This window comes from Candidatus Electrothrix sp. (genome assembly GCF_052785085.1).
Genome location: NZ_JALAAI010000057.1, coordinates 1 through 22883, shown reverse-complemented (window position 1 = coordinate 22883; position 22883 = coordinate 1). Strand labels below are relative to the sequence as shown.

Genomic DNA, 22883 nt, shown 5'->3' with positions numbered 1-22883 from the left:
CTGACCAATAATGAGGCGGAGCAAGCACTACGTCATTGGGTTATTGCGCGCAAATTAAGCCACGGTACCCGTAATGGCCAAGGCAGTCATGTGTTCGCCATACTTGCGAGCGTGATTGATACGTGTAAGAAGCGCAACGCCTGTCCGTGGAAATATCTCGCTGAGGTTATCACGGCTCGGCGCCAGGGGCTGGATGTGCCTCCTCTGCCTCTTGCTGCGTAAAAAAATGAGAGGGATCTGAACGGTTACGAATTATGCGTTGTTTCTGTCAACGCTGATCATTGCAGGTTCTCTCTATCTGATTGACAGTGGCAGAGAGGTCTCGGGAAGTGTACTCGCCGGAGCCACACTGACCAGCCTTGCTTATATTTTTATTACCGGCAGAAAAAAGGATGCTGAATCGGCAAAAGGTAAAAAAAATTGAGCAGTAAATAGGGACACAATTGGCCCTGGAATATCATCACCGCTGATAATAGGGCACGGTAACCGTAATAAGATAAAACAGATTTACAATATATTTTGCATCTGCTAATATGCTTATATGGTCAGAGAGGTCTTTAACAAAGTCGTTTCAGAAACATTCCCGATAAACCGCAAACGAGGCGGCGGAATTATTAAGATTGAAGCATGGGAAAATCACAAGGGAGAAATTGTCAAGTACAGCATGGCGTATATTAACCCTTTTGTGTTCTCAGGTGACAATGGCCGAGTGCTTGGCTACGATAATGCGCACAACTTTCACCATAGGCACTATTGCGGTGAAATATCCGAAGTCGATGACTTCGTCAGTTATCAGGAACTGGTGGAACGATTCGAGCGGGAAATGAAAGAGTTCATAAAATGAGTGTAGAATTAAAAACCGGTTCTCTCAATGATTTGTTTGCTTCCGCTAAAGAAACAGCCAAAGAAATTGATGAAGGAAAGAAGATAACCCCAAAAAACATCGTATGGGTGGAGCCGCACGATTTAATGGCGATTCTGAAACCGGAGAGAACACGAATAGTTAAATACTTACGTAAAAAGCAGCGAGTTGTTTTTTCAGAATTAATGGCTGAAATGCGCAGAACACCTGTCAGCCTCAATAACGATCTGAAAATTTTATCCAGATATCAATTGGTTAAAATATTTAAAGAGCCAAACCCCGGTCACGGGATACATAAGGTGATCGAATCGACGTATGGTAACGAAAAAATTGAATTCAAGGCGGAAATATAAATTCATGGCGGTCGTTGCTCTCAGCCATTATCCACTTCTCTCCTCAATTCACACGACAACCAGCATTACCTGCCGACCCGTTCGGATGTTGAGGCTCTTCAGTCGGACTGGAATGCGGTCGGCGAAGATTTGACATTTGTGCTGGCCGGTCAAATTCTTAACACCAATAGAGGCGATGAGCAGAACTAATCAGCATCAGAAAGTTTCACCGAACAAAGAATATTCGGAACTGCAAGAGGTTCTGAAAGAAATTCCAGATAAGATACTTGTTGGAGAACTTGAAAACAGAATTCACCAGGAAACAGGCCTGGTGCAAGCAGCCTCTCAAACTATGTTCTCCGGCCCGATACCGCCTCCCCGCCATGTTGAGGGAATACGACGCCGTGCAGGAAGGCTTTGCTGATCGGATCATTTCCATAACAGAGGCGCAGCAGTCTCATCGGCATGAACTTCAAACAAAATCTGTTGAAAATAACAACGTAAAAGCCTATGGACAATAGGCGACAGGCCGCAATTAGGAACCAGCGGAATTTTGCCACTGAAAGACTCACCTGTGAAAGCGGTCTGTCCCACCTTACCATATAAAATATATTATTCAGTGGAAACGGAAAGGAGCGGAAAGTGTCGCTTTGCTTTTTTTCTGCACCGCTATTTATCGCCATGAACGAACAGTACATGCTCAGAGAAATCTTTGACGCTCTACCCTCTATAATTTTTGTGGTTGATCAGGATGTACGGATTCAGGAATATAATGCAGCAGCCAAGGCACTCATAACCTCTACACGAAACACCATTCTCCAACAGCGTGCCGGAGAGGTCATAAAATGTATTCATGCGCAACAAACAGCAAAGGGCTGCGGAGGATCAGCTCAATGCTCAGATTGTCTTCTCAGGAATTCTGTGAAGCAGGCCTTGCAGGGCAAACGGGTTGTACGACAGCGGACCCGCATACACATAATACAACAAGGGCATCAGGTTGAAATTTACACATTGATCACGGTTTCACCATTTTCCTTTCACAATGCCCCCCGTGCCTTGCTGGTCATTGAAGACATCAGCGAAATCGCTGAATTGTATAATATGATCTTTATCTGCCCGGTATGCGGAAAAATGCAGGGTGACAAAAAAGCCTGGATGCGGGTTGAGTCTTATTTTAAAAATAACTGGAATGTTGACTGCTCACACGGCTATTGTCCTGATTGCTTTCAAAAAGAGATGAAAAAGATCCGATTTTCTTCACAGGGCGGAACAGACCTGCCGATTATTGATTAATGCGGATACGGTCCCGGACGAATTGATCCGGATAACTTGTTAACATGGAAAGAGTTTATTGATATGTCCTTTACACCTCTTGACAAGGTTGAGAACACCTATGATGTTATTGTTATCGGCTCCGGTCTTGGCGGGCTGACCTGTGCCAAACGTCTTGCCAAATCCGGCCATACTGTCCTTCTGCTGGAGCACCATCTTCAGCTAGGTGGACTGGCAACATGGTTTAAGCGAGGCGGGCATACCTTTGATGTATCCCTGCATGGCTTCCCCCACGGCATGGTTAAGACCTGCAAGAAATACTGGTCTAAGGAGATCAAAGAGTCCATTGTCCAGCTGAAAAATATTGCCTTTGACAATCCCCAGTTCTCGTTGACTACCACTTTTTCCAAAGATGATTTCACCCGTATCCTGCATGAGGATTTCAAGGTTGACCGGGCCACTGTAGATGATTTTTTCAACACAGTCCGGGCCATGAATTTTTATGATGATCAGGGTATGACCACCCGTGAGCTGTTTGAGCAGTTTTTTCCAGGTCGATCTGATGTTCATCGTCTGCTTATGGAACCCATCACCTATGCCAACGGCTCAACTCTGGATGAACCAGCCATTACTTATGGGATTGTGTTTTCCAATTTCATGAGCAAAGGCGTGTTTACCTTTGAAGGCGGCACAGACAAACTTATCGGGATGATGGCCGATGACCTGAAAAAAAATGGGGTCACCATTTGCACCGGTGCCAAGGTTGATCGGATTCTGGTTGATCAGGGCAAAACCAGGGGTGTGCTTGTTGGGGATCGGGAAATTACAGCCAAGGCTGTGGTGTCCAACTCCGGCATCACCAATACCATTGATAACCTGGCTGGCCGGGAAGCCTTTAGCAATGATTTCCTGTCCCGCTTTGACAAGGTGATGGTGAATAACTCATCCTGTCAGGTTTATTTTGGTATCCGCAAGGGTGAGTCCATTCCTGACGTGGGTGATTTGCTCTTTACCTCGACAGCTGAAGAATTCTCTTCCGAAGAAATGCGTCGTATAGATACGCAGAGTCGCACCTTTTCCGTCTATTACCCCAAGACCCGCCCGGATAAACCAGATTACACAGTGGTGGCCTCAATGAACGGTAATTACGATGATTGGGCAGGGCTTGATAAGCAGACCTATACTCAGGAAAAAGAGGCAATGGTAGAGCGTTGCCTGATTGATCTGGAGCGATACCTTCCGGGCATCCGGGCCAAGGTGGATACCATCTCTTCAGCCACTCCCAAAACCTTTAACCGCTACACCCTGCATACCAGAGGCACCTCCTTTGGCACCAAGTTTGAGGGCCTGGATATCTCCCGCACCATCTTTAAAGAAGTCGGTGGCCTGTTCCATGTAGGCTCAGTGGGCATTATCATGAGTGGCTGGCTGGGGGCCATCAACTACGGGGTGATTGTGGCTAATGATGTGGATGCCTATGTGCGAGGATGAACCATTTTCCTCATATTCCTTTTACAGCTCATGCCCTATACGCCACAGGATGGCGTGAAGGTTATGAACAATAATCTGGAAAAATAAACTGATGAAGGTGTGAAAAGCAGGATATCCAGAGGAGGTAAAGGGTATCCTGCTCTCGTGCTCTGTAAGAAAGATCTTGATGAGTCTTAGCTGACTTCGATTTTCACCAGCTTATCACCAAGCTTAAGGGCATCTCCGACCTTGGCGCTGATACTCTTCACAACACCAGCTACTTCAGAAATAACCGGGGTCTGCATCTTCATGGCTTCAAGGACCATGACCTGCTCACCCTCAGCAATCTCTTGCCCTTCCTTGACATTAATCGCGCTGACATTACCGCCAAAAGGAGCCCGAATATCACCGGCAGTAGCCAGCTCCTCAATTTCCTCCTTGGACAGACTCACCACGGCCTGGGTGCCTTCCACAAGCTCTGGTTCAAAGACATAGACCCGTTCGTGATGATCCACGTTCAGATACACATTGGTCTCTCCATCATCGTTCTTCTGCACAGGGCCAACTTCCAACATATGCTCTTTGCCGGAATGATCCCGGAAGCTAATACTCTCGCCCAGATCAAAACCGCCCTGACGGAGGAAGATAGAGGGAGGCAGGACATAGGACTTACCAAATTTTTCTTCAAATTTAAAAAAGTTAACCGCATCATTCGGATGCTGGAGATAGGTAACCAGCTGCTGCTCTGTAGGCTCAGAGCCTAATCGTTCAGCCAGGGTTTCACGTTCCTGCTCAATATCCATATCCTCAATATCATCAATACCGCCTTCTTCTTCAAGAATAGTTTTCCAGTTTTCACCAAAAACCTTCTCATAAATCCAGTCAGCAGGCTGATAAAAAGGAAAAGGGCCGTACTTGCCCAGCAGGAGATTCTTCAGATCCCCGGACGGAGATTCATAACGACCATTCTGGACATTAGAAACAGCTGTGGTCCAAAGGATCTGGGAACCAGGGGTCACGCTCCAGTAATTGCCCAATTCCTTTTGTACTTTGGGGAGTTCTTTGTGAAGGATGTCCGGCATCTTATCCAGGAAACCACCTTTCACGGCCTGTTCCAGGCTGGAACCCATAGCACCACCAGGCAGCTTATGGATCTGGACTGTGGGCTGAAAGCCTTTGATCTGGGATTCAAATTGCGCATAATGCTGACGTTCGTCCCGGATAACATCAGAGGATGCAATCACAGCCTCCTCATCAATACCCACAGCGGTCTTACCAAGATCTTTCAGGGTCTGGATAACGGTCAGGATGGGAGGAGGGCCGTAGAAACCGGTAAAGGCATGATCAGAGGCATCAACGATCTTGGCCCCGTTTATGACAGCCTCAACAATACGGCCTACATCGTTTCCATCAGTATTATGACCGTGGTAATGGATAATAATATCCGGGTAGGCCTGCTTAATGGCATCCACCAGCTCACCAATACGGCGCGGGGTTCCCAGTCCACCATGATTCTTGATACACAGGGTAATTTCCTCACCAGTAACATCAAGGATATCCTGAACCTTTTTCACGTAATATTCATTGGTATGTTCAGGGCCTGTGGAAAAACAGATGCAAGGCTCATTGATCTTGCCCGCCTTGGCAACTTCCTCAAAAACAGCCTGCATATTAGGAATATGATTCATGAAGTCAAAGGTCCGCCAAACATCAACATATTTGGCAAATTCTTTAACAGTAAAACGGATCACATTCTGGGGGTAGGGACGATAGCCAAACAGGTTGACACCACGACAGAGGGTCTGAAACATGGTGTTGGGCATGGCCTCGCGCAGCAATTCCAGCTTGAGAAAAGGGTCCACCTGCTTACGGAGGATGTCCACATGCACCGAAGCCCCACCGGTTATTTCCAAAGAAAAATATCCAGCTGCTTCCCTGGCCTTGGCTGCCATCAGATCGGTGTGCAGCAGAATGCGGTTTTTATAATCTGACTGGGACATATCCCGAGCCGTATTGGTAATATAGTAGCCATCAGCCTCACGCACTGCCTTAAGCACTGCCGCTGTCTCCATATCCTGGGTAATTCGTGTCATAACTCTGTATCCGTAAAATATTCGTTGATTATCCGGTATGCCTTCAGGCCTGTAGTGGCAAGATCTATGTGTCTGCCCGCTATGAAAGGGCGAACAATAGGTTCGCCCCTACGCAGTATCCTCTTTTTCAGGAAATCCCTTACGCTGCATAGGTATTTTCACCTTTTTGATGAATCTCAGCAATCAGGCGGGCCAACTTGTTGACTTCACTACTATCCTCTTCATAATCCAGCAGGCCATCATGGGTATCCAAAAAAGAGGTATCAAAATTGCCTTCCTGAAAATCAGGCTCTTGCAGTAAACGGAGAAAAAAGGGAATGGTCGTTTTCGGACCAGTGATAACAAAGTTGTTCAAACAACGTCTGAGACGATCCACAGTCTCAGACCAGGACCAACCAAATACGGTCAGTTTAACCAGCAAGGAATCGTAAACCTGGGGAATGGTGAAGCCTTGATAGCAGAAACCATCCAGACGAACACCATAGCCACCTGGTGAGCGATACACCCGAACAGTCTTGCCGCCTTCAGGCATAAAGTTGTTTTTAGGATCTTCAGCATTGATGCGCAACTCCACAGCATGACCGCGCAACAAAACATCATCCTGGCTAAAGAGCAGCTCTTTGCCCAGGGCCAGTTTGATCTGGGTCCGAACAATATCAATACCAGTGATCATTTCAGAGACAGTGTGCTCCACCTGAAGGCGGGTATTGATCTCCATGAAATAATAACTGCCATCCTTATCAAAGAGGAACTCCACCGTGCCTGCATTGAAGTAGTTAGCAGCTTTAGCAGCCTGGACAGCAGTCTGGCTGATGTCTTCCTGCTGCTCAGGGGTGAGCTGAAATGCCGGGGCGATTTCAACAAGCTTTTGGTTACGGCGCTGAATGGAGCAATCCCGGGTGCCAAGGTGAACAGTATGTCCGGTTTTATCAGCAATGATCTGAACCTCAATATGCTTAGGGTTGACCACTACCTTTTCCAGGTAAACAGAGTCATCGTTAAAAGCAGCCTGGGCCTCAGTCCGGGCAATGCCGTATTGCTCCTCCAGCTCTTTTTCATTCTCAACCCGCCGGATACCTCGTCCACCTCCCCCAGAGGTTGCTTTCAGCATGATCGGGTAACCGTATTTTTTGCCGAATTCCCGCGCCTCTTCAAGCCCTTCTTCGCCAGCTTTCAGATTCTGTGTGCCTGGCACCATAGGAATACCGGCATCAGCCATAATGGTTCGTGCCATGACTTTATTGCCCAATTTATCAATAGCGTCCGAAGACGGGCCAATAAAAATTATACCAGCCTCTTCACATGCTCGGGCAAAATCGGCATTTTCTGCCAGAAACCCATAGCCTGGGTGAATAGCCACGGCACCGCTCTTTAGAGCCGCATTAATGACTTTATCAATATTCAGATAATCACAGCGCGGACCGTGGCCAAGCCAGATGGCTTCATCAGCAATTCGTATATGTTTAGAGTCGTTATCAGGCGTTTCATAAATAGCAATAGCTTCATAATTTAATTCCTGAATAGCTCGGATAATCCGAATAGCTATTTCCCCCCGGTTGGCAACAAGTATTTTTGTCTTCACAGGTTCAGCCTTTCTAAGATTTTTGATTAATGTGATGGCAGATCAAGTCGAATAAAGTTGTGTACTGCAATCGTATTTTTATGAAAAAAAATATGAGGGAAGTTTATAATAATAACAGAAATTCTTCTATTAGGCAAGTGAAAGCTCTTTGAAGCACAAGGGTATCTTGTTTAAATACTATTGTAACAACAGGTTGGGTTTCAAAAGGCTCTTCTGGAATTTTCTCTCACTGAAAAATAAATGTGAGTTGGAAAAATTTCCTTCTTCCGTTATTTATATGAGGGTATCAGGGAGTATCTTTACGTTCTTTGATCAGATTTACATCCTGTTGTTTCGGCCCAAAAGAGCGAAATACAGTTTCGCTGATAATAAATCCCAATTGCCACATAATATGGAAGTTTCTTTATATATCGTGTACAATTAAGAGATAGATACTATCTTTAAAATTGACTTTTTTCTGACTACCATTCTTCCAGTTGGGCACTCCGTACTTCCTTACAGGTGGTAAAACTATGCAGCATAACAACAGACGTCAATTTACCCGCATTAAATTACCTCGCCCTATCGCCCTTAATTTCGGTAAAAATAAATATGAATGTTCCGCAACAAACCTTAGTCTTGGTGGAGTATATATTCAAGGGTGTTTTAAACAACAGGCAGGTGATATCTGTGATATAAAATTATCTCTCTCAGAAACTGACCCAAACCTGCATATTAAGGCGGTCTGTTCCGTGGTGAGACAGGACAAAGATGGACTTGCCTTGCAATTTACCTCCATGGAACCGTCCAGCTTTCTTTTCCTTCAAGAAGCACTCTTATATACAAAGAATGCTCATTGGTGCGAAGAACCCAATGGGGCGCATCCACCTTTTTATCCCTGGAAAATTCTTTGAAGCAAGGACTCAAAACTCTATCCCCTTTTGCGCCTTGATCCCCTGTTGATAAGGATGCTTAATCGGGTGCATTTCAGTGACCAGATCAGCAAGTTCAATAAGTTCTTCAACTGCATCACGACCCGTGATACAGACATGAAGGTCAGCAGGTTTTTCCCGAAGCACCTCTATAACCTCTGCCGTATCAATCATTCCATAACGCAATAAATAAGTAAATTCATCAAGAACAACAGTGTGATAATCACCTGAACGAATAACCTTTTTTGCCTTTTCCCAAGCCTTTCGCGCTGCTGCTGTATCTTTTTTAACGTCTTCTGATTTCCAAGTAAATCCTCTTCCTGTTACATGAAAATCAATCTCCTCATGAAAACGGGCCAATGCTTCCATTTCACCATATTTCCAACTCCCCTTAATAAACTGAATAAAACAGGTCTTCAAGCCATGGCCTGCAGCCCTAATACTCATTCCAAGGGCTGCGGTGGTTTTTCCTTTTCCATGGCCTGTAAATATCAGAATCAGTCCTTTTTTATGCATAATTCCCCCTTTTAAATCCTTCTGTTGAAAAAATGTTGAAAAACTTGTTAGCAAGTTGTTGACAATCATCTTAAAACATTGTTGATAACAATAAAATATCATATATACACAATCTGTTCGCAGAGAGTAAACGAATTTTATGAACAAATTTATTTCAAAAAAATAAATAAATAGATTCTTTTTCCACAAACTGACAGCCTTAATACTAATAATAAGTTTTTATATATAAAGAAGGAGTAATTATTATGCCGTTCCACTTCAACATAGCCAGAGAAGATCTTCTCAAAGCAATCGGTGCACAACAACAGATCACAAACAAAAAAGGCACACTTGCTATCTTGACAAATTTGCTCATGGAGGTGAAAAACAATGAGATTATTTTCACAGCAACAGATTTAGAGATAAGTCTCAAACAGACAGTACCAGCTGAGGTCTTTGAAACAGGTAGTTTGACAATCCCTTCAAAAAAACTTTTTGAATTATCCCGTGAATCAGGATCTCCCACCTTAAACTTTAAAGAAGGTGAAAAAAAATGGATCAATATTACTTCTGGCAGCAGTACCTATAGGCTTGCCGGAATGATGACAGAAGAGTTTCCAGAGTTTGAACAGTATAACGAAGAGGACCTGGTGGAAGCAGAAGGAGAAGTTATCTGTAACCTTATTGATAAAACAATATTTTCTATCGCAACAAACAAAGAAAATGTGTACACACTTAATGCCGCACTTTTCCAACAGCTGATCGAAAATGAAAAAACTATCTATAGAATGGTCACTTCAGATGGTCACCGACTCAGTATCATGCAGAGAGAGGTACAGGGATCCCCCTTACTAAACTTTGAAAAATTTATTTTGATTCCACGGCGAGGAATACAACAGATCCGAAAATTTGGAGAAGAGCAGGATACTTTTCTGTTAGGGGTAGAGCACAAGAAGATTGTCTTAAAGAGTGATGATGCCTTACTTGTGATCAGGCTCATGGAAGGAGAATTTCCTGATTTTGAAAACATCCTCAATTTTATCTCGAAAGAGTATAATATTATTATTAATAAGATATTATTTATTGAAGCCCTAAAACGAATCAATCTTTTTACCGAAGGTGAATTCCATGCAATCAAGTTTGAATTGAATAATAATCAAATGGTGCTGACCTCTGAACATGCTGATTTTGGATCAGCACGAGATGAAATCGCCATTGAGTATAGCGGAGAAGAACTGTCTATAGGCTTTAACTGCCGATACTTTATGGATGCACTTCAAGTAATGGAGGGAGAAGATATCCAGGCATCTATCAGTTCCAATGAAAGTCCCTGCCTTATTACTTCAGAAGAAGATGAAGGGTTTCTTGGAATAATTATGCCGATGAAAATCAAATAATTGCGAAGATTCAGATCCAATACCCTGTTGCTTGCGGCGTAACAGGAAAACATTTTTTTATGAATACCAAGTCCCTTGGTGCGGGTCGTTTATTTCTCGTTTTTTTTGTTACTGGTAACAGGACTAAATTTCCACAGCTCTTTTTTTTCACAAAAAAGAAATTTTTTCAGAACTGAAAGAAGTTAGTGCTGAATTTTTTTTGCCAGTGAACAAAATAAACGTCAAAAAACTCTTTTTGGTTTTCCATGGAAAAAGGGTGTTGAAAAAAATGTTGATTGACAAATACCCTGAAATGCGATTAATTATCATCTTTGTATGTTCTGACTCTCTTCTTCAGTACTTCCTTATAGCAAGAATTTCTCTTTATGCGAGTCAACAAAGATAGAAAGAACATATTTGTGCATATAGAATTACAAAAATGAGATTATTAAAATCGCTCTTTTCCGAATTAATTTAATCAAAGGAGAACGCAAATGGCTATAACGGTAAAAGCTATCGCCGAAAGCATTAATATCATGGGGACCCGAAGTGGTTCTGCTATGAAAGAACGCATTAAGGAACCTATTCAGGAAATGGCAAAGGAAGAAACAAATGCCGGAGGCTCCTATCTTGACCTGAATATCGGGCCAGCACGAAAAGACGGTACTGAGCTGATGCCTTGGGTGGTACAAACAGTGGAAGAGGCAGTGGATACCCCGCTCTGCCTGGATACAACCAATACCGATGCCATGACTGCGGGCTTCAATGTTGTAAAAAACAAGCAAGGTGCTATTATGAATTCCATCTCGGCTCAGCCAGAGCGGATGGAAGTTCTTATTCCTGTGGCTGCTGAGGCACAATGTAATGTTATTGCCCTGCTTTGGGGACCTGATGGAATGCCGCGTGACTCCAACGAGCGTGCTGCTATGGCTGTTGACCTGATGATGGCAATGAACGAAGCTGGTATTCCCAATGAAAAAATTCTCTTTGATCCTATTGGAACGCCCATGACTCTCGGAGCTGATCAGATTGCCTCTGGATTGGAGTTCATGATGATGTTGCCGGATATTGCACCCGGAGCTGGGTCCACTGTTGGTTTATCCAATGTCTCCAACGGTGTGGCCGAAAATCTGCGTAAATATCTGGATCGCACCTACCTGATCATGCTGATGAAGTACGGCATCAGTACTGCTATTGTCAACTCCTATGATGAAGAGTTGATGGCTATCTGCAAAGGAGAACGTCAGGATCTGGTTGACCTAGTTCATGGTATGATGGATGGCGATATGCCGGATCCTGGCACATTAGAAGGTGCCGCTCTTGAGCATTACAAAACCTTCCGTTGCCTTTCCGGTCAGGCAATTTTTTCTGAATCCTGGTTGGACCTGTAAAATTTTAGGTATACCGGTATATTTTTTTATACCGAGTTATCCCTCGTATTTTTCTCCACAGTTTATAGCCGTTCCGAAAGGTTGCGTTTTTTTCTCGGAACGGTTATATCTTTGCACTAAGATATCCTTAGAAATCAATTGACAAATATCTCTGAACCATGTCATTCTATTAAAAAGTAGAATTGAGTATGATTGAATTTGAATGGGATCCGCACAAAGCAGAGACGAATGTTAGAAAACATCAAGTGAGCTTCCCGGAAGCCGCCACCGTCTTTAGAGATTCACTGGGTATTACCGTTTATGACCCTGACCATTCTGATCAGGAAGACCGATTTATTTCCATAGGAATGTCAAAATCTGGACGCCTCTTGATGGTTGCGCATACTGACAGAGGAAGTCGTGTCCGTATCATAAGTGCACGTGAATTAAACCGATCAGAGCGTAAGGCATATGAAAACGAAATTAAACGACGAAAAGGGAGATGAACTCCGTTCGCATTATGATCTTTCTCAATTGTTGAAAGAAGGAGTGCAGGGAAAATACGTCAGCAGTTACCTTGAGGGAACGAACACCGTATTATTGGACCCTGATGTTGCGAAAGCTTTTCCTACAGAAGCATCTGTAAACGAAGCTCTTCGTTTGGTGATTAAATTAAGACGGCTTCCCTTCAAAGATGCAGGGGCGGCCTTGTCGTAGAAAATGAAAATTGCACACGACAATGTGTGCCGGTTACCTCGTAACTTAATTCAGCACACCAACTTTCCTGAAAAAATGACAACTGCAAGTAATTGGACCAAATCATCCTGGAAAAATTTTCCGGTTTTGCAACAGCCAAACTGGCCAGATGAAAACGCATTACATGATATTCTCCAAACAATCTCAGATTTGCCGCCCTTAGTTTTTGCCGGTGAAATACGGGATCTCAAAAATAAATTGGCTCAGGCCGTACAGGGCGAGGCCTTTCTCCTACAAGGTGGTGATTGCTCAGAAGAATTTTGTCGCTGCACAGCTCCTAATATCAGAGATACCCTGAAGGTACTGCTCCAAATGGCAGTTACCCTAACCTATGCCGGTGAAAAACCCGTTATCAAGGTAGGACGAATTGCTGGTCAATATGCCAAACCCCGCTCCAGTGATACAGAGATGGTCAATGGTATTGAATTACCCAGTTACCGGGGGGATATGTGTAATTCAGAAGATGCTGACCCTGATGCACGCATTCCTGATCCCAGGCGATTATTACAGGGATATAATATGTCTGCTGCCAGTCTCAATTTGCTCCGTGCTTTTACCCGTGGTGGTTTTGGCGCCTTGGACAAGGTTCAGGCATGGAATCAGGAGTTTGTTAAAAAATCACCCATGGGCCGCTCCTATGAGCGCTTGGCCAAGCAAATTAACCAGGCCATGCAGTTTATGCAGAATGTGGGCGTTGATACCAGTACTCCACAACTTAAAGAAGTGGAATTTTATACCTCCCATGAAGCCCTCTTCCTTGGCTACGAAGAAGCTCTTACCCGTAAAGATTCCATGGAAGGCGGTTGGTATGACTGTTCCGGCCATATGCTCTGGATCGGTGATCGAACCCGTCAGATTGACGGCGCCCATATTGAGTTTCTCCGGGGTGTTCTGAACCCGTTGGGAATGAAGGTGGGACCCAAGCATGATATTGATAATGTTCTTTCTATCATCGAAAAACTGAACCCAGAAAACGAAGCAGGCCGGATAACACTGATCATGCGTTTTGGTGCCAAAGATATTGAAAATCACCTGCCTCCCTTGTTGCGAGCAGTAAAAAAAGAAGGCATGAATGTGCTTTGGAGCTGTGATCCCATGCATGCCAATATTCGCAAAACAGAAAACGGGCATAAAACCCGGAGTTTTGACGATATTCTTTCAGAGCTGCGTCAATTCTTTGAATTGCATTGGGCTGAAGGAACTGTTCCGGGCGGTGTACATTTTGAACTGACTGGTGCTGATGTGACAGAATGCACTGGTGGTGCCCGTCAATTGGCTGATGAGCATTTGGGACAGAATTACCTAACTACCTGTGATCCTCGTTTGAATGCAGAACAGTCACTGGAAATGGCTTTTCAGATTGCTGAAATGATGAGAACCTGACCAGTACGTTTAAAAGTTCGAGTGATGCCTTGAATTCACTTGGACTTTTATGTTTTGTTATCCTTCCCCAAGGGGAGGGAAGTTATTCAGGGCAGACCTTCTTGATCAGTCCTTTGTTACATCATGGAAAATTCCTCCCCCCCTCCCCTGTCAGATGACTACCTGAAAACCGTCAGCCATAGTCCGGGCGTGTATCAGATGCTGGGAAAACGAGAGGTACTCTATGTGGGTAAGGCTCGGGATCTCCGTAAACGACTTGCTCAATACGCCCATTATTCCGGCTCTGTTCATTCCAAGACCGCTGTTATGCTCTCCCATGTGCAGTGCGTGGAAACCATCCTCACTACCACAGAAAAAGAGGCTCTGATTCTTGAGGCCTCATTGATCAAAAAACACCGGCCTCGCTATAATGTCATTCTTCGGGATGATAAAAATTACCCTCTTATCAAAGTAACGGTTAAAGACCAATGGCCCCGTCTCCATGTTACCCGACGACGGCTGAGAGACGGCAACCGCTATTTTGGTCCTTATACCTCAAGTGCTGCTCTTCGTGCCTCCCTTCATCTTCTCTTTTCCCTCTTTCCCTTACGCCGCTGTAAAAAAATGCGTAAGCGGGAACGTCCCTGCCTGAATTATCAGATGAAACGTTGTTTAGCTCCCTGCTCCGGTTTGGTGAATCAAGAGGAATACCAGACCATGGTGGACGAAGTGCTGATGATTCTGGAAGGAAAAAGCAATAAGGTGATAAAACGGTTGGAGAAAAAAATGCAGTCCGCTGCTGACCGGCTGGCCTTTGAGGAGGCAGCCCTGTATCGGGACCAGATGAACGGGTTGGGAAAAACTCTGGAACACCAGACCGTGGTTGCTGAACATCAGATGGACCAGGACGTATTTGGTCTTGCCCGCCATAATGCCTCAGTGGGTCTCTCTCTCCTTTTTGTCAGGGCTGGTATGGTCAGCGGAGCCCAGACCTTTTTTATAAATGATCCGTTGGGCGGGAATGACCGCATTCTCCGTGAAACCATTTTTCAATACTATTCTGAACAGCGACAACCCCCCCGTGAGCTGCTCCTTCCCCTTATGCCGGAAGATGGAGAACTGGTTGTGGAACGACTTCGTGAGCTTCGTCAGGGGGCTATAGATTTGCGGGTTCCTCAACGAGGCAAGCGCATGCAGTTGATGCAGATGGCCAATGATAATGCCCAACAGATTTTTGCAGAGCAGAGTAAAAAGGAAAAATCCTGGAAAACCCTGGCTCGTTCTTTGGAAAAATTCCTTAAACTCCGTCATCGTCCTGACACCATTGAATGCCTTGATATATCTAACCTGGCAGGTAAACAGCCTGTGGGATCCTTGGTTTGCTTTATGCATGGAGAACCAGAAAAATCTCGTTTCCGTCATTACCGGATTCGTCTGAAAGATGAGCCGGATGATTATGCCATGATGAATGAAGTCCTGGAACGGAGGATGGAAACCGGCTTGGAAAAGGATAATCTTCCCGATCTCCTGCTCCTTGATGGTGGCAAGGGGCAGCTTAATATTGCTGTCAATGTGCTGGCCCGTTTTGATCTTCTGAATAGGATTGACCTGGTATCCATTGCCAAGGAAAAGCAAGAAGAAGGGGAAAAGCTCTTTCGACCGGGGAGAAAGAACCCCATTCTCTTACCAGCACATTCCCCTGCCCTGCTCTATTTAATGCGGATTCGCGATGAAACGCATCGCTTTGGTATTACCTTTCACCGTAAACTGCGCAATAAAGCCACGCTTCATTCACGGCTTAACAAGCTGGAAGGGATCGGGGATAAACGAAAGACCCTGTTGTTGAAAAAATTAGGCAGTTATAAAAGGATCATGGAAGCAACGGTTGATGAGCTGAGTACTGTGCCGGGGATTGGCAGGAAAACTGCGGAGTCTGTATATGGGCAATTGCATAAAGAGGAAAGTAAACAGGGAGACTGAACTCCCTGTTTCTCCAGCCCAAGATTACCTGTAATAAAAAAAATGGGTCAATCTGAAATGACTTAACCTGCCTAAATGATTATTATAGCAATAAGACCTCGCGTCTCGGATCAAGTCTTTCTCTGCCTCATACTCGCTGCAATAGCTCTTAGTGGTTTCAATCAGCTTTGTATGAAAACCTGTGATGTCCCTCCATTCACATCTAAATTCTGCTCTTGCTCCCAATTGTTGAGCATGAGCTTGATCAATAAACGACAAAGCCATAAGGCAACTTAATGCAATTATATATTTTTTCATAGATTTTTCCCCCTTGTTTACTTTGGTACTTTGCAAGATAGTACTTATCGGTAATTATTATTACTTGAAATATATTCTTTCCGTGAATTGAAATCAAGGGATATTTGGTCAATAATAGTAATTATTGTTTTTATCATGTAATACAGTCTTGGCCCGCATTGGTATGTTATTAGGAGAGAAGTAAGTGAAGAAAATGAGGAAAAGAGAATAGCTTTTTTGCTCCTCATTATGTACGAGCCGGAACATCAATTAGGATAAAATCAGCTAATTCCTGTCCCTTGATAACAAGCAGCTCTGGTGTTTGGACCCGGATTTGATCCTTTGCCGACATCATCTGACCGTTTACAGAGAGACTTCCCTCGGTCAGGTAGAGAAAGACACAGCGTTCCTCAGCACATTCATGGACCACTTTTTTTTCCAGATCCAGCTGACAGCGATAGATGGTGGCATCGGTGTGGAAAGTAACTGCTCCAGAGAGTTCCTGACCGGATGCAACCGGCAGCAGGGTATTCTGCCATTGGCTGGCATCATAATTCGTTTGGGCATAGGTCGGGTCCAGCCCTGCCGTATCCGGTAATATCCAGATTTGATAAAAAAAGACTTCTTTCTCGGCAAGATTAAATTCAGAGTGGGTTAGCCCTGTTCCTGCGGACATCCGCTGTACATCCCCTGCCTTGATAATCGTTTTATTGCCCATACTGTCTTCATGGGTTATCTCGCCTTTCAGGACAATGGTTATAATCTCCATCTCCTCATGGGGATGAGTGGCAAACCCTTTGCCGGGTTCCACGATATCATCATTAAAAACCCTTAACGCGCCGAGTTGGAGGTTATTGGGATCATGGTAATCAGAGAACGAAAAAAGCCAATAGGTTTTTAACCATCCGAAATCGGTAAAATGTCGATCTGCTGCTTTAATAATTTCCATCGTAGATATCTCCTTTCTGCAATGTCCGATAGCAGACTGATAAGGTTGATAGTAAAATTTGGGCTTACCAATAATACATGGCCGTGGTTCCCAGTTCCTGCTCAATCTCCAGCAGACGGTTGTACTTGGCAATGCGCTCACTACGACTGGCCGAACCACTCTTGAGATGCCCGCCATCCATTGCCACGGAGAAGTCAGCCAGGAAGGTGTCCTCAGTTTCCCCTGAGCGATGGGAAAGAAAATAACGCCAACCCGCTTCCCGGCACATGCGGATGGCCTCAATAGTTTCGGTCACTGTGCCGATCTGGTTGAGCTTAATCAAGACCGAGTTGGCTGATCCTTCCTTGATCCCCCTGGCAATGTACTCTGTATTGGTGACAAAGATATCATCGCCCACCACCTCTATCTTGTCTCCATATCGGGCCGTGAATTGCTGAAAGCCTTCCCAGTCATGCTCTGCCAGAGGATCCTCCCAGGAGATGATAGGATATTTGTCAATCCAGGATCCTGCCAGCTTGATGAGTTGGCCCCGATCCATCCTGCCAGCCCCGGAACGGTTCAGGTCATACTCGCCGTTCTCTTTCAGGGCAAAGGAAGAAGCTGCACTGTCCAAGGCCAGCGAAATATCCTCTCCAGGCTTATAGCCTGCCTGCTCAATTGCCTGAATAATGGTTTCAATGGCATCCTCATTGCTGGAGAAATTCGGGGCAAAACCGCCTTCATCACCAATGCCTGTGGATAAACCACGCTGGTTTAAAATGCTCTTCAGTACATGAAACGTCTCAGCAACCGCACGCAGGCCTTCACAAAAGCTGGAGGCCCCGATAGGGACGGCCATGAATTCCTGAAAATCGACGCTATTATCGGCATGGGCACCACCGTTAACAATATTCATGCAGGGAACCGGCAAGCGACGCGTTCCGGCTCCACCGAGATAGCGGTACAAGGGAAGATGCGAGGCCTTAGCTGCTGCTTTGGCCACTGCCATAGAAACACCAAGAATGGCATTGGCACCCAGCTTTGATTTATTCTTGGTCCCATCTATGGCAATCATTTGCTGATCAATCAAGGCCTGATCAAAGGGGTCCATACCAAGCAAGGCCGGTGCGATGAGCTGGTGAACATTGGTCACAGCCTGACATACGCCTTTGCCAAAATAGCGATTCTGATCCTGGTCACGCAGTTCAACAGCCTCGTTTTCTCCGGTGCTGGCACCAGACGGAACAGAGGCTGATGCCCTGATACCATTGCTCAGTTCAACAAAAACCCGCACAGTGGGAAAACCGCGAGAGTCAAGAATTTCCATTGCCTGGATTGTAGAAAAAGTCGGTCGAGTCATCCTGTTCTCCTTATTGTTAGATTGTTAGAAATAATCTCAATCCATTATGAGACCTGTATTTATCATGATGTTTCGGTTTTGTGGATCTGTTGCAAAATTAACAGCTTGGTCTGAATTTTATCTATAATATTATGACATTGTGTAAGGAAAATCATAACCATTTGGTCGGCACGTAATTTTTCATCTGTCAGATCTCGAAGGACATGGATCTTCAGTTCCGTAATTCGTGCTATAATACTTTGTAATTCCTCAGGAGAGTCAGACTCCATCTGTTTCTTATCAAGGGCTATAGTCTCTTGCAAAAATCCGTCTACTTTTTCTTTTATCTCTCTATTCAGGATTCTTTCTCTTCTCTTTCTGAGTTCATGAAAACGCAGCCAAATAAAGTAGGAGATGGCAAGAAAGGCAAAAAATAACTCCTTGATTGCAGCGCAGGATTCCATACGATTTGCAAAGGCTTCCATTCTGCGTAACGGATTATAATACTCCTGTGCAATCTGATTTAACGGAAGAACCGACCATTCCCGCACCTCTTTTAATGGAAGAAGATCTGGAAAATTTATTTGAATATTAGTGCTGTATATTGAATCAAGAATGTTGTTAACAAGTGCCGAAGAGGCGTTCTGCCTAACAGCAAGCAGAGCGGTATAGGCAACTGTCTGAATATCCTTACAGGGCAGCGGCGGCGAGGGGTGCCTTGCAAATACTCCTGCAGGGAGTGTGAATTCGGCAAGAAACGCCTTGGATTTTGCCAAAGCTTGTGTATAAGGAAGTTCCAGAAACTTGACAGCACCTGTTTCGCCCATTTTCCTCAAACTTGGACCACGTAGACCCATAACGGCAATGCCCGCATCACAATTATTTTTGTCATGAGGACTGCGGCCAATATCAAAAAAAGCATGTACTTTTTTGACATTGAGTCCATAAAATTCCAGAAGATCATCTGAGGTTATTATTATTCCAGATTCTTCCGGACCTGTACAAACTCGCCTGTCTTCCAGATCATATATCGAATCAATACCCGATTCTTTTTTAGCCAGAATAACTGCCGGTTCAAGGAAAAGCGGTGCGATTACAGTCACATTATTTGACAGCTCATCGTTTGGGTCCGGGAAAACTATCGACTGAAGCAGGGCGACTTCCACCTCACCTTTTTTAAGCAGTTTTAAATTCTCCAATGTTCCGTCAGTTTCTCTGTTCTCTATATTTTTTACCTTTTTTTTCGTTTTGAGGCTGAGTTTTTTTTCCAGAATCTCGCCGAGCTTATAGTATTCTCCCCCTTTCGGACCGCTTGCTATCCTGATTGTATCAGGAAGTCTCTCTTTTTTTGTTATGGTTAACCAGATACTGATTGAACCGGCTGTAATGATGACAACAACAAAGGAGATAAGTATTTTTTCTCGCCTACGCATGAATCACTTCCTTTTCCATCGGAATGCCTGCACAATGAACAACGCCACTGATTTCGAGTTGAAATTAAGACATGTAAAATTGAAAAAGTCAATAAAATTAACACACCAATATCACCACCCGTTTTCAGAGGACGCAGTGATGGGGAATCAAGATGTTTTGGCAACGTATACGCCATATTCAACGCTTTCAACAGGGCTTAGGTTAAAACTCATTACAGGTTAAAAAGTTTTTCCGTGGCTATCAATCGTATAACCTGCTAGAGTTGCAAGTGTATCTGGTCACTTGTTTTGCTGCCACCTTACCTTGGTGAGATAAAAAACAGAAATAATTTAAGATAACTGCCTGCCATGATAACAAACAAATACATCGTCTTCTTCTGTGCTCTTTTTTTCCTTCTTCCGTATTCAGACTGTCGGTCACAGGGAACAGAACCCGTTACCTTGGATCATTTTGATCAGGTTGTTCAAGAAAATCTCCAGGCAGCAACAGAAAAAGCTTTGACCCGTATTGACCTGCATTTTCATGATACGGGAAAGAGGCTGCTGGTTCCCCAAGAATACAAAACCATCCAGTCGGCCATTAATGCTGCGACATCAGGTGATTCCGTGGTTGTTCAGCAAGGGATTTATTACGAGCAGCTTGTTATGAAAGACGGCGTGAAACTTGTTTCTGATGCATCCGATAATGGTGATGAACTTGTTTCTGTAGAACAGGCCATCTTGCAACTCCCCCGCAGAACCTTGCGAACTATTATTGACGGCTCGAAATCATCTCCGTCCCATCACGGCATGTTTGACTTTACAGAGGGACTCGGCTCCACAACCATTATTGATGGGTTCACAATTCAAAATTTACCCAGACAAAACCATCACGAACCCGGACATGCCCATGCTATCAACATGCGAGGGGCAAGTGCCGTGGTCATGAATTGCTACATCCGCAATAATGGTTCCACAGGAATCGGCAATCACGTCTATTTTAAGGATCAAAAACAGCCTATGGATACACGGGATTTTCGTTGGAATAATATCAAAACCAGATCATCCGCTGTGATCTATCATAATATTATAAGTGATAACTTTGGCTTAGGTATCGGGTGTAATCATTTTTCCACCCCCTGGGTGTTGGGCAATGAAATCTTTGCCAACGATGATTCGGCACTCACCGGAATACCCACACCGGGCATTGGCATTAAGCACGGGGCAGCCCCCGACATTCTGGGCAATATTGTCCATGATAACCCAGGTGGCGGAATCCTGACCGGAAAAGGTGAGCATCAGGGCAGATATCTGATCGATAAGCCGACTGCTCCCCTGATTGCGCGGAATGTCGTTTACAGCAATGGTAAGGACAAACCGGGTATAGGAAATGACGCTGCCGGTTCAACAGAGCTTCCGGTCAGAATCCTTAAAAATCTTGTGACAAGAGAACAGGCCGTCGGGATCGGCTTAATGAACAGGGGCGTGAGTATTGTGGAGGAAAACGTTATTGATCGGACCGGATCTGTGGGGATAGCCGTTAACGGCAGCACCGTACTGAAGCTGAACCGGAACCGGATAACAAACACAGGCTCTCCCGGTATTGTTCTTGTCTTTGGTTCAACGGTTCATGAGATGAAGCAAAATATTATGATGAACACTCGCGGGCCGAATTTTGTCATAAAAGACAGTGAGGTTATTGAAAAATAGCAGGTACGGTATGGCATATGGTATAAATGTTTATCCCTCAACAGCAAAATATGACCTTGCAACGTGACCGCAGAACGGCAACACACAAGGCAGTTATACACGGAGATTAATATATGAGCCTGTCATCAACCCTCCTCCAAGCCAGCGAGCTGGGTATCCGCCTGGAGATCGTCAATGGTCTGCCGATCTGGGAAGGCCAACCGGTATACCGCCATCAGAAGCATGTGGAGCGTATTGTTCAGGGGATAGAAAAAGCAGAGCGCACCGAATGCGCTTGTGTCCACGCTGTGGATGTCTATATCCAGTTTCCCAATGGATTGAAACGACCTGACATTTCTATTTTCTGTCAGGAACCCAGTGAGGAAGAGCAGGACTCAGCCCTGACCATGATTCCTGAAGCGGTTATAGAGGTGGTGAGCAAAGGCTTTGAGGCTAAGGATCTGGAGATCGGCCCGCCTTTTTATCTCTCTCAGGGTGTCAGGGATGTGATCGTCTTTGATCCGCTCACTCTGCTGGTGCTGCATGTTCGCAGGGATAATACGGTACGGCAGGTTTCTCCGGTGACTGTTGAGCTGGAATGCGGCTGTCGGGTTTTGGTGTGATATCATGTATTGCAATTAAAGGCAGCAGCAAAAAACGCCTTATCAGCAACCTGCAACACCACATCCCCAACGCTTTCAACGAGATATTTCAAGCGTAAAATGCTTCATTCTGTGCTTACAATGTGACGTTTGACGCTTAAAATGAGCCATTCGATGCTTCAAATGAGGCGTTTGAAGTGTACAACGAGGCATTCAAAGCTTCAAGTGCGGCATTTGAAATGTCAAACGTCACGTTATAAACATCGAATGGGACATTTCATGTTGGAAACAAAGCAAAGGAAAGAAAGGGAGAGGAAAAAGAACTATACAATATAGTTCAGGAAAGTATCAAAGCAGCTTACCATGCTTTGGCTTCTTTGGAGAGTTTTTTCATCACAAAGTTTTCACCTGATCCTTTTCCGCTTGGATAAGGCACCACCCGGATTGCACGAGGATTCACACCCCATCCTTTTTTGAGAAAGCGAGTTGCAAACATCTCATGCGCTTTGTCCTCGCAGAGAATAATAATTTGCGATGCCTTACTCATTTTCCCATCCTCGAGCCATCACTTCAGCCGGTGGCAAATCGGCTACTTGAGGAAATTGATTAACAACAACATGCGCCCCTTCCTGACGAGAGAACCACAGTTCTGTACCCCGTGCCATCTTATTTACTCAAAAACGACACCTTCTTGATACAAAATCAACAATAACCACTTGAAAAGCAGAATAAAATGATCATATTTTCTCTAGAATTACTTTATCAGGAGAAAATTG

At 44.6% G+C, this 22883-nt stretch carries 23 protein-coding genes and 1 pseudogene; 17 read left to right on the top strand and 7 right to left on the bottom strand.

The window, feature by feature from the left end:
- From L2082_RS10620 to L2082_RS10585, 8 genes and pseudogenes are all read left to right on the top strand, one after another.
- Positions 1 to 222: pseudogene (locus tag L2082_RS10620) on the top strand (IS66 family transposase); the annotation flags it as partial.
- A gap of 37 nt (positions 223 to 259) precedes the next feature.
- Positions 260 to 424, top strand: a complete 165-nt coding sequence (locus L2082_RS10615) for a hypothetical protein (protein WP_446008288.1) — start codon at positions 260 to 262, stop codon at positions 422 to 424.
- A gap of 117 nt (positions 425 to 541) precedes the next feature.
- The gene (locus tag L2082_RS10610; protein WP_446008289.1) at positions 542 to 844 is read left to right on the top strand and encodes a toxin-antitoxin system TumE family protein; all 303 of its coding nucleotides are present in this window, start codon (positions 542 to 544) and stop codon (positions 842 to 844) included.
- Positions 841 to 1215, top strand: coding sequence for a transcriptional regulator (locus L2082_RS10605; RefSeq protein ID WP_446008290.1), 375 nt, complete (start codon positions 841 to 843; stop codon positions 1213 to 1215). Before L2082_RS10610 ends, L2082_RS10605 begins: the two co-directional genes overlap by 4 nt.
- 175 nt (positions 1216 to 1390) lie before the next feature.
- Complete coding sequence (locus L2082_RS10600; RefSeq protein WP_446008310.1) at positions 1391 to 1618, top strand: hypothetical protein; 228 nt, start codon at positions 1391 to 1393, stop codon at positions 1616 to 1618.
- Positions 1578 to 1715 carry a DUF2335 domain-containing protein gene (locus tag L2082_RS10595; RefSeq protein WP_446008307.1) on the top strand — a complete coding sequence of 46 codons (138 nt, stop codon included), beginning with the start codon at positions 1578 to 1580 and terminating at the stop codon, positions 1713 to 1715. Before L2082_RS10600 ends, L2082_RS10595 begins: the two co-directional genes overlap by 41 nt.
- 121 nt (positions 1716 to 1836) lie before the next feature.
- The gene (locus tag L2082_RS10590) at positions 1837 to 2487 is read left to right on the top strand and encodes a hypothetical protein (protein WP_446008291.1); all 651 of its coding nucleotides are present in this window, start codon (positions 1837 to 1839) and stop codon (positions 2485 to 2487) included.
- Between the two features lie 63 nt (positions 2488 to 2550).
- Positions 2551 to 3957 (top strand): phytoene desaturase family protein, encoded by a 1407-nt coding sequence (locus L2082_RS10585; RefSeq protein WP_446008292.1) that lies wholly within the window; start codon positions 2551 to 2553, stop codon positions 3955 to 3957.
- Between the two features lie 173 nt (positions 3958 to 4130).
- Here L2082_RS10585 and L2082_RS10580 read toward each other — a convergent pair whose 3' ends face one another.
- On the bottom strand, positions 4131 to 6029 hold the full coding sequence (locus tag L2082_RS10580) for a biotin/lipoyl-containing protein (protein WP_446008293.1): 1899 nt from the start codon (positions 6027 to 6029) through the stop codon (positions 4131 to 4133).
- 139 nt (positions 6030 to 6168) lie between these two features.
- Positions 6169 to 7611: an acetyl-CoA carboxylase biotin carboxylase subunit gene (locus L2082_RS10575; RefSeq protein ID WP_446008294.1), complete on the bottom strand. Its 1443-nt coding sequence runs from the start codon at positions 7609 to 7611 to the stop codon at positions 6169 to 6171.
- A 512-nt stretch (positions 7612 to 8123) separates the two neighbouring features.
- On the opposite strand from L2082_RS10575, the gene L2082_RS10570 reads away from it, so the two are divergent.
- Positions 8124 to 8504, top strand: coding sequence for a PilZ domain-containing protein (locus tag L2082_RS10570; protein WP_446008295.1), 381 nt, complete (start codon positions 8124 to 8126; stop codon positions 8502 to 8504).
- 9 nt (positions 8505 to 8513) lie between these two features.
- On the opposite strand, the gene cobO is transcribed toward L2082_RS10570, so the two are convergent.
- Complete coding sequence (gene cobO, locus L2082_RS10565; protein ID WP_446008296.1) at positions 8514 to 9227, bottom strand: cob(I)yrinic acid a,c-diamide adenosyltransferase; 714 nt, start codon at positions 9225 to 9227, stop codon at positions 8514 to 8516.
- 56 nt (positions 9228 to 9283) lie between these two features.
- Here cobO and dnaN point away from each other — a divergent pair, with 56 nt between their 5' ends.
- From dnaN to uvrC, 6 genes are all read left to right on the top strand, one after another.
- Positions 9284 to 10414, top strand: coding sequence for a DNA polymerase III subunit beta (gene dnaN / locus L2082_RS10560; RefSeq protein WP_446008297.1), 1131 nt, complete (start codon positions 9284 to 9286; stop codon positions 10412 to 10414).
- A gap of 473 nt (positions 10415 to 10887) precedes the next feature.
- Positions 10888 to 11784 (top strand): dihydropteroate synthase, encoded by an 897-nt coding sequence (locus L2082_RS10555; protein ID WP_446008298.1) that lies wholly within the window; start codon positions 10888 to 10890, stop codon positions 11782 to 11784.
- A gap of 191 nt (positions 11785 to 11975) precedes the next feature.
- Positions 11976 to 12269 (top strand): BrnT family toxin, encoded by a 294-nt coding sequence (locus L2082_RS10550; RefSeq protein WP_446008308.1) that lies wholly within the window; start codon positions 11976 to 11978, stop codon positions 12267 to 12269.
- The gene (locus tag L2082_RS10545) at positions 12235 to 12480 is read left to right on the top strand and encodes a hypothetical protein (protein WP_446008299.1); all 246 of its coding nucleotides are present in this window, start codon (positions 12235 to 12237) and stop codon (positions 12478 to 12480) included. Before L2082_RS10550 ends, L2082_RS10545 begins: the two co-directional genes overlap by 35 nt.
- Positions 12481 to 12555: 75 nt before the next feature.
- Positions 12556 to 13902, top strand: a complete 1347-nt coding sequence (locus L2082_RS10540; protein WP_446008300.1) for a class II 3-deoxy-7-phosphoheptulonate synthase — start codon at positions 12556 to 12558, stop codon at positions 13900 to 13902.
- Between the two features lie 123 nt (positions 13903 to 14025).
- Positions 14026 to 15861, top strand: a complete 1836-nt coding sequence (gene uvrC, locus L2082_RS10535; RefSeq protein WP_446008301.1) for an excinuclease ABC subunit UvrC — start codon at positions 14026 to 14028, stop codon at positions 15859 to 15861.
- Positions 15862 to 16384: 523 nt separating this feature from the next.
- On the opposite strand, the gene L2082_RS10530 is transcribed toward uvrC, so the two are convergent.
- The 3 genes from L2082_RS10530 to L2082_RS10520 form a co-directional block, all read right to left on the bottom strand.
- Positions 16385 to 17086 carry a pirin family protein gene (locus tag L2082_RS10530; protein ID WP_446008302.1) on the bottom strand — a complete coding sequence of 234 codons (702 nt, stop codon included), beginning with the start codon at positions 17084 to 17086 and terminating at the stop codon, positions 16385 to 16387.
- A gap of 64 nt (positions 17087 to 17150) precedes the next feature.
- Positions 17151 to 18425 carry a phosphopyruvate hydratase gene (gene eno, locus L2082_RS10525; protein ID WP_446008303.1) on the bottom strand — a complete coding sequence of 425 codons (1275 nt, stop codon included), beginning with the start codon at positions 18423 to 18425 and terminating at the stop codon, positions 17151 to 17153.
- A gap of 62 nt (positions 18426 to 18487) precedes the next feature.
- Positions 18488 to 19837, bottom strand: a complete 1350-nt coding sequence (locus L2082_RS10520; protein ID WP_446008304.1) for a TAXI family TRAP transporter solute-binding subunit — start codon at positions 19835 to 19837, stop codon at positions 18488 to 18490.
- Between the two features lie 348 nt (positions 19838 to 20185).
- Between L2082_RS10520 and L2082_RS10515 the strand changes: the two genes are divergently transcribed.
- Positions 20186 to 21526 (top strand): right-handed parallel beta-helix repeat-containing protein, encoded by a 1341-nt coding sequence (locus L2082_RS10515; RefSeq protein WP_446011725.1) that lies wholly within the window; start codon positions 20186 to 20188, stop codon positions 21524 to 21526.
- 119 nt (positions 21527 to 21645) lie between these two features.
- The gene (locus tag L2082_RS10510) at positions 21646 to 22128 is read left to right on the top strand and encodes a Uma2 family endonuclease (RefSeq protein ID WP_446008309.1); all 483 of its coding nucleotides are present in this window, start codon (positions 21646 to 21648) and stop codon (positions 22126 to 22128) included.
- Between the two features lie 337 nt (positions 22129 to 22465).
- Here L2082_RS10510 and L2082_RS10505 read toward each other — a convergent pair whose 3' ends face one another.
- Entirely contained in the window at positions 22466 to 22654 is a 189-nt protein-coding gene (locus tag L2082_RS10505) for a hypothetical protein (protein WP_446008306.1), read from the bottom strand.
- Positions 22655 to 22883 lie beyond the last annotated feature (229 nt).

Excerpts from the sequence above, each read along its gene's own strand:
- L2082_RS10540 (WP_446008300.1), top strand. The coding sequence starts at position 12,556 with ATGACAACTGCAAGTAATTGGACCAAATCATCCTGGAAAAATTTTCCG.
- L2082_RS10600 (WP_446008310.1), top strand. The coding sequence starts at position 1,391 with ATGAGCAGAACTAATCAGCATCAGAAAGTTTCACCGAACAAAGAATAT.
- L2082_RS10545 (WP_446008299.1), top strand. The coding sequence starts at position 12,235 with ATGAAAACGAAATTAAACGACGAAAAGGGAGATGAACTCCGTTCGCAT.
- L2082_RS10585 (WP_446008292.1), top strand. The coding sequence starts at position 2,551 with ATGTCCTTTACACCTCTTGACAAGGTTGAGAACACCTATGATGTTATT.
- L2082_RS10595 (WP_446008307.1), top strand. The coding sequence starts at position 1,578 with ATGTTGAGGGAATACGACGCCGTGCAGGAAGGCTTTGCTGATCGGATC.
- L2082_RS10530 (WP_446008302.1), bottom strand. The coding sequence starts at position 17,086 with ATGGAAATTATTAAAGCAGCAGATCGACATTTTACCGATTTCGGATGG.
- L2082_RS10570 (WP_446008295.1), top strand. The coding sequence starts at position 8,124 with ATGCAGCATAACAACAGACGTCAATTTACCCGCATTAAATTACCTCGC.
- L2082_RS10505 (WP_446008306.1), bottom strand. The coding sequence starts at position 22,654 with ATGAGTAAGGCATCGCAAATTATTATTCTCTGCGAGGACAAAGCGCAT.
- L2082_RS10605 (WP_446008290.1), top strand. The coding sequence starts at position 841 with ATGAGTGTAGAATTAAAAACCGGTTCTCTCAATGATTTGTTTGCTTCC.
- uvrC (WP_446008301.1), top strand. The coding sequence starts at position 14,026 with ATGGAAAATTCCTCCCCCCCTCCCCTGTCAGATGACTACCTGAAAACC.
- L2082_RS10520 (WP_446008304.1), bottom strand. The coding sequence starts at position 19,837 with ATGCGTAGGCGAGAAAAAATACTTATCTCCTTTGTTGTTGTCATCATT.
- dnaN (WP_446008297.1), top strand. The coding sequence starts at position 9,284 with ATGCCGTTCCACTTCAACATAGCCAGAGAAGATCTTCTCAAAGCAATC.
- L2082_RS10555 (WP_446008298.1), top strand. The coding sequence starts at position 10,888 with ATGGCTATAACGGTAAAAGCTATCGCCGAAAGCATTAATATCATGGGG.
- L2082_RS10515 (WP_446011725.1), top strand. The coding sequence starts at position 20,186 with ATGATAACAAACAAATACATCGTCTTCTTCTGTGCTCTTTTTTTCCTT.
- L2082_RS10610 (WP_446008289.1), top strand. The coding sequence starts at position 542 with ATGGTCAGAGAGGTCTTTAACAAAGTCGTTTCAGAAACATTCCCGATA.
- L2082_RS10580 (WP_446008293.1), bottom strand. The coding sequence starts at position 6,029 with ATGACACGAATTACCCAGGATATGGAGACAGCGGCAGTGCTTAAGGCA.
- eno (WP_446008303.1), bottom strand. The coding sequence starts at position 18,425 with ATGACTCGACCGACTTTTTCTACAATCCAGGCAATGGAAATTCTTGAC.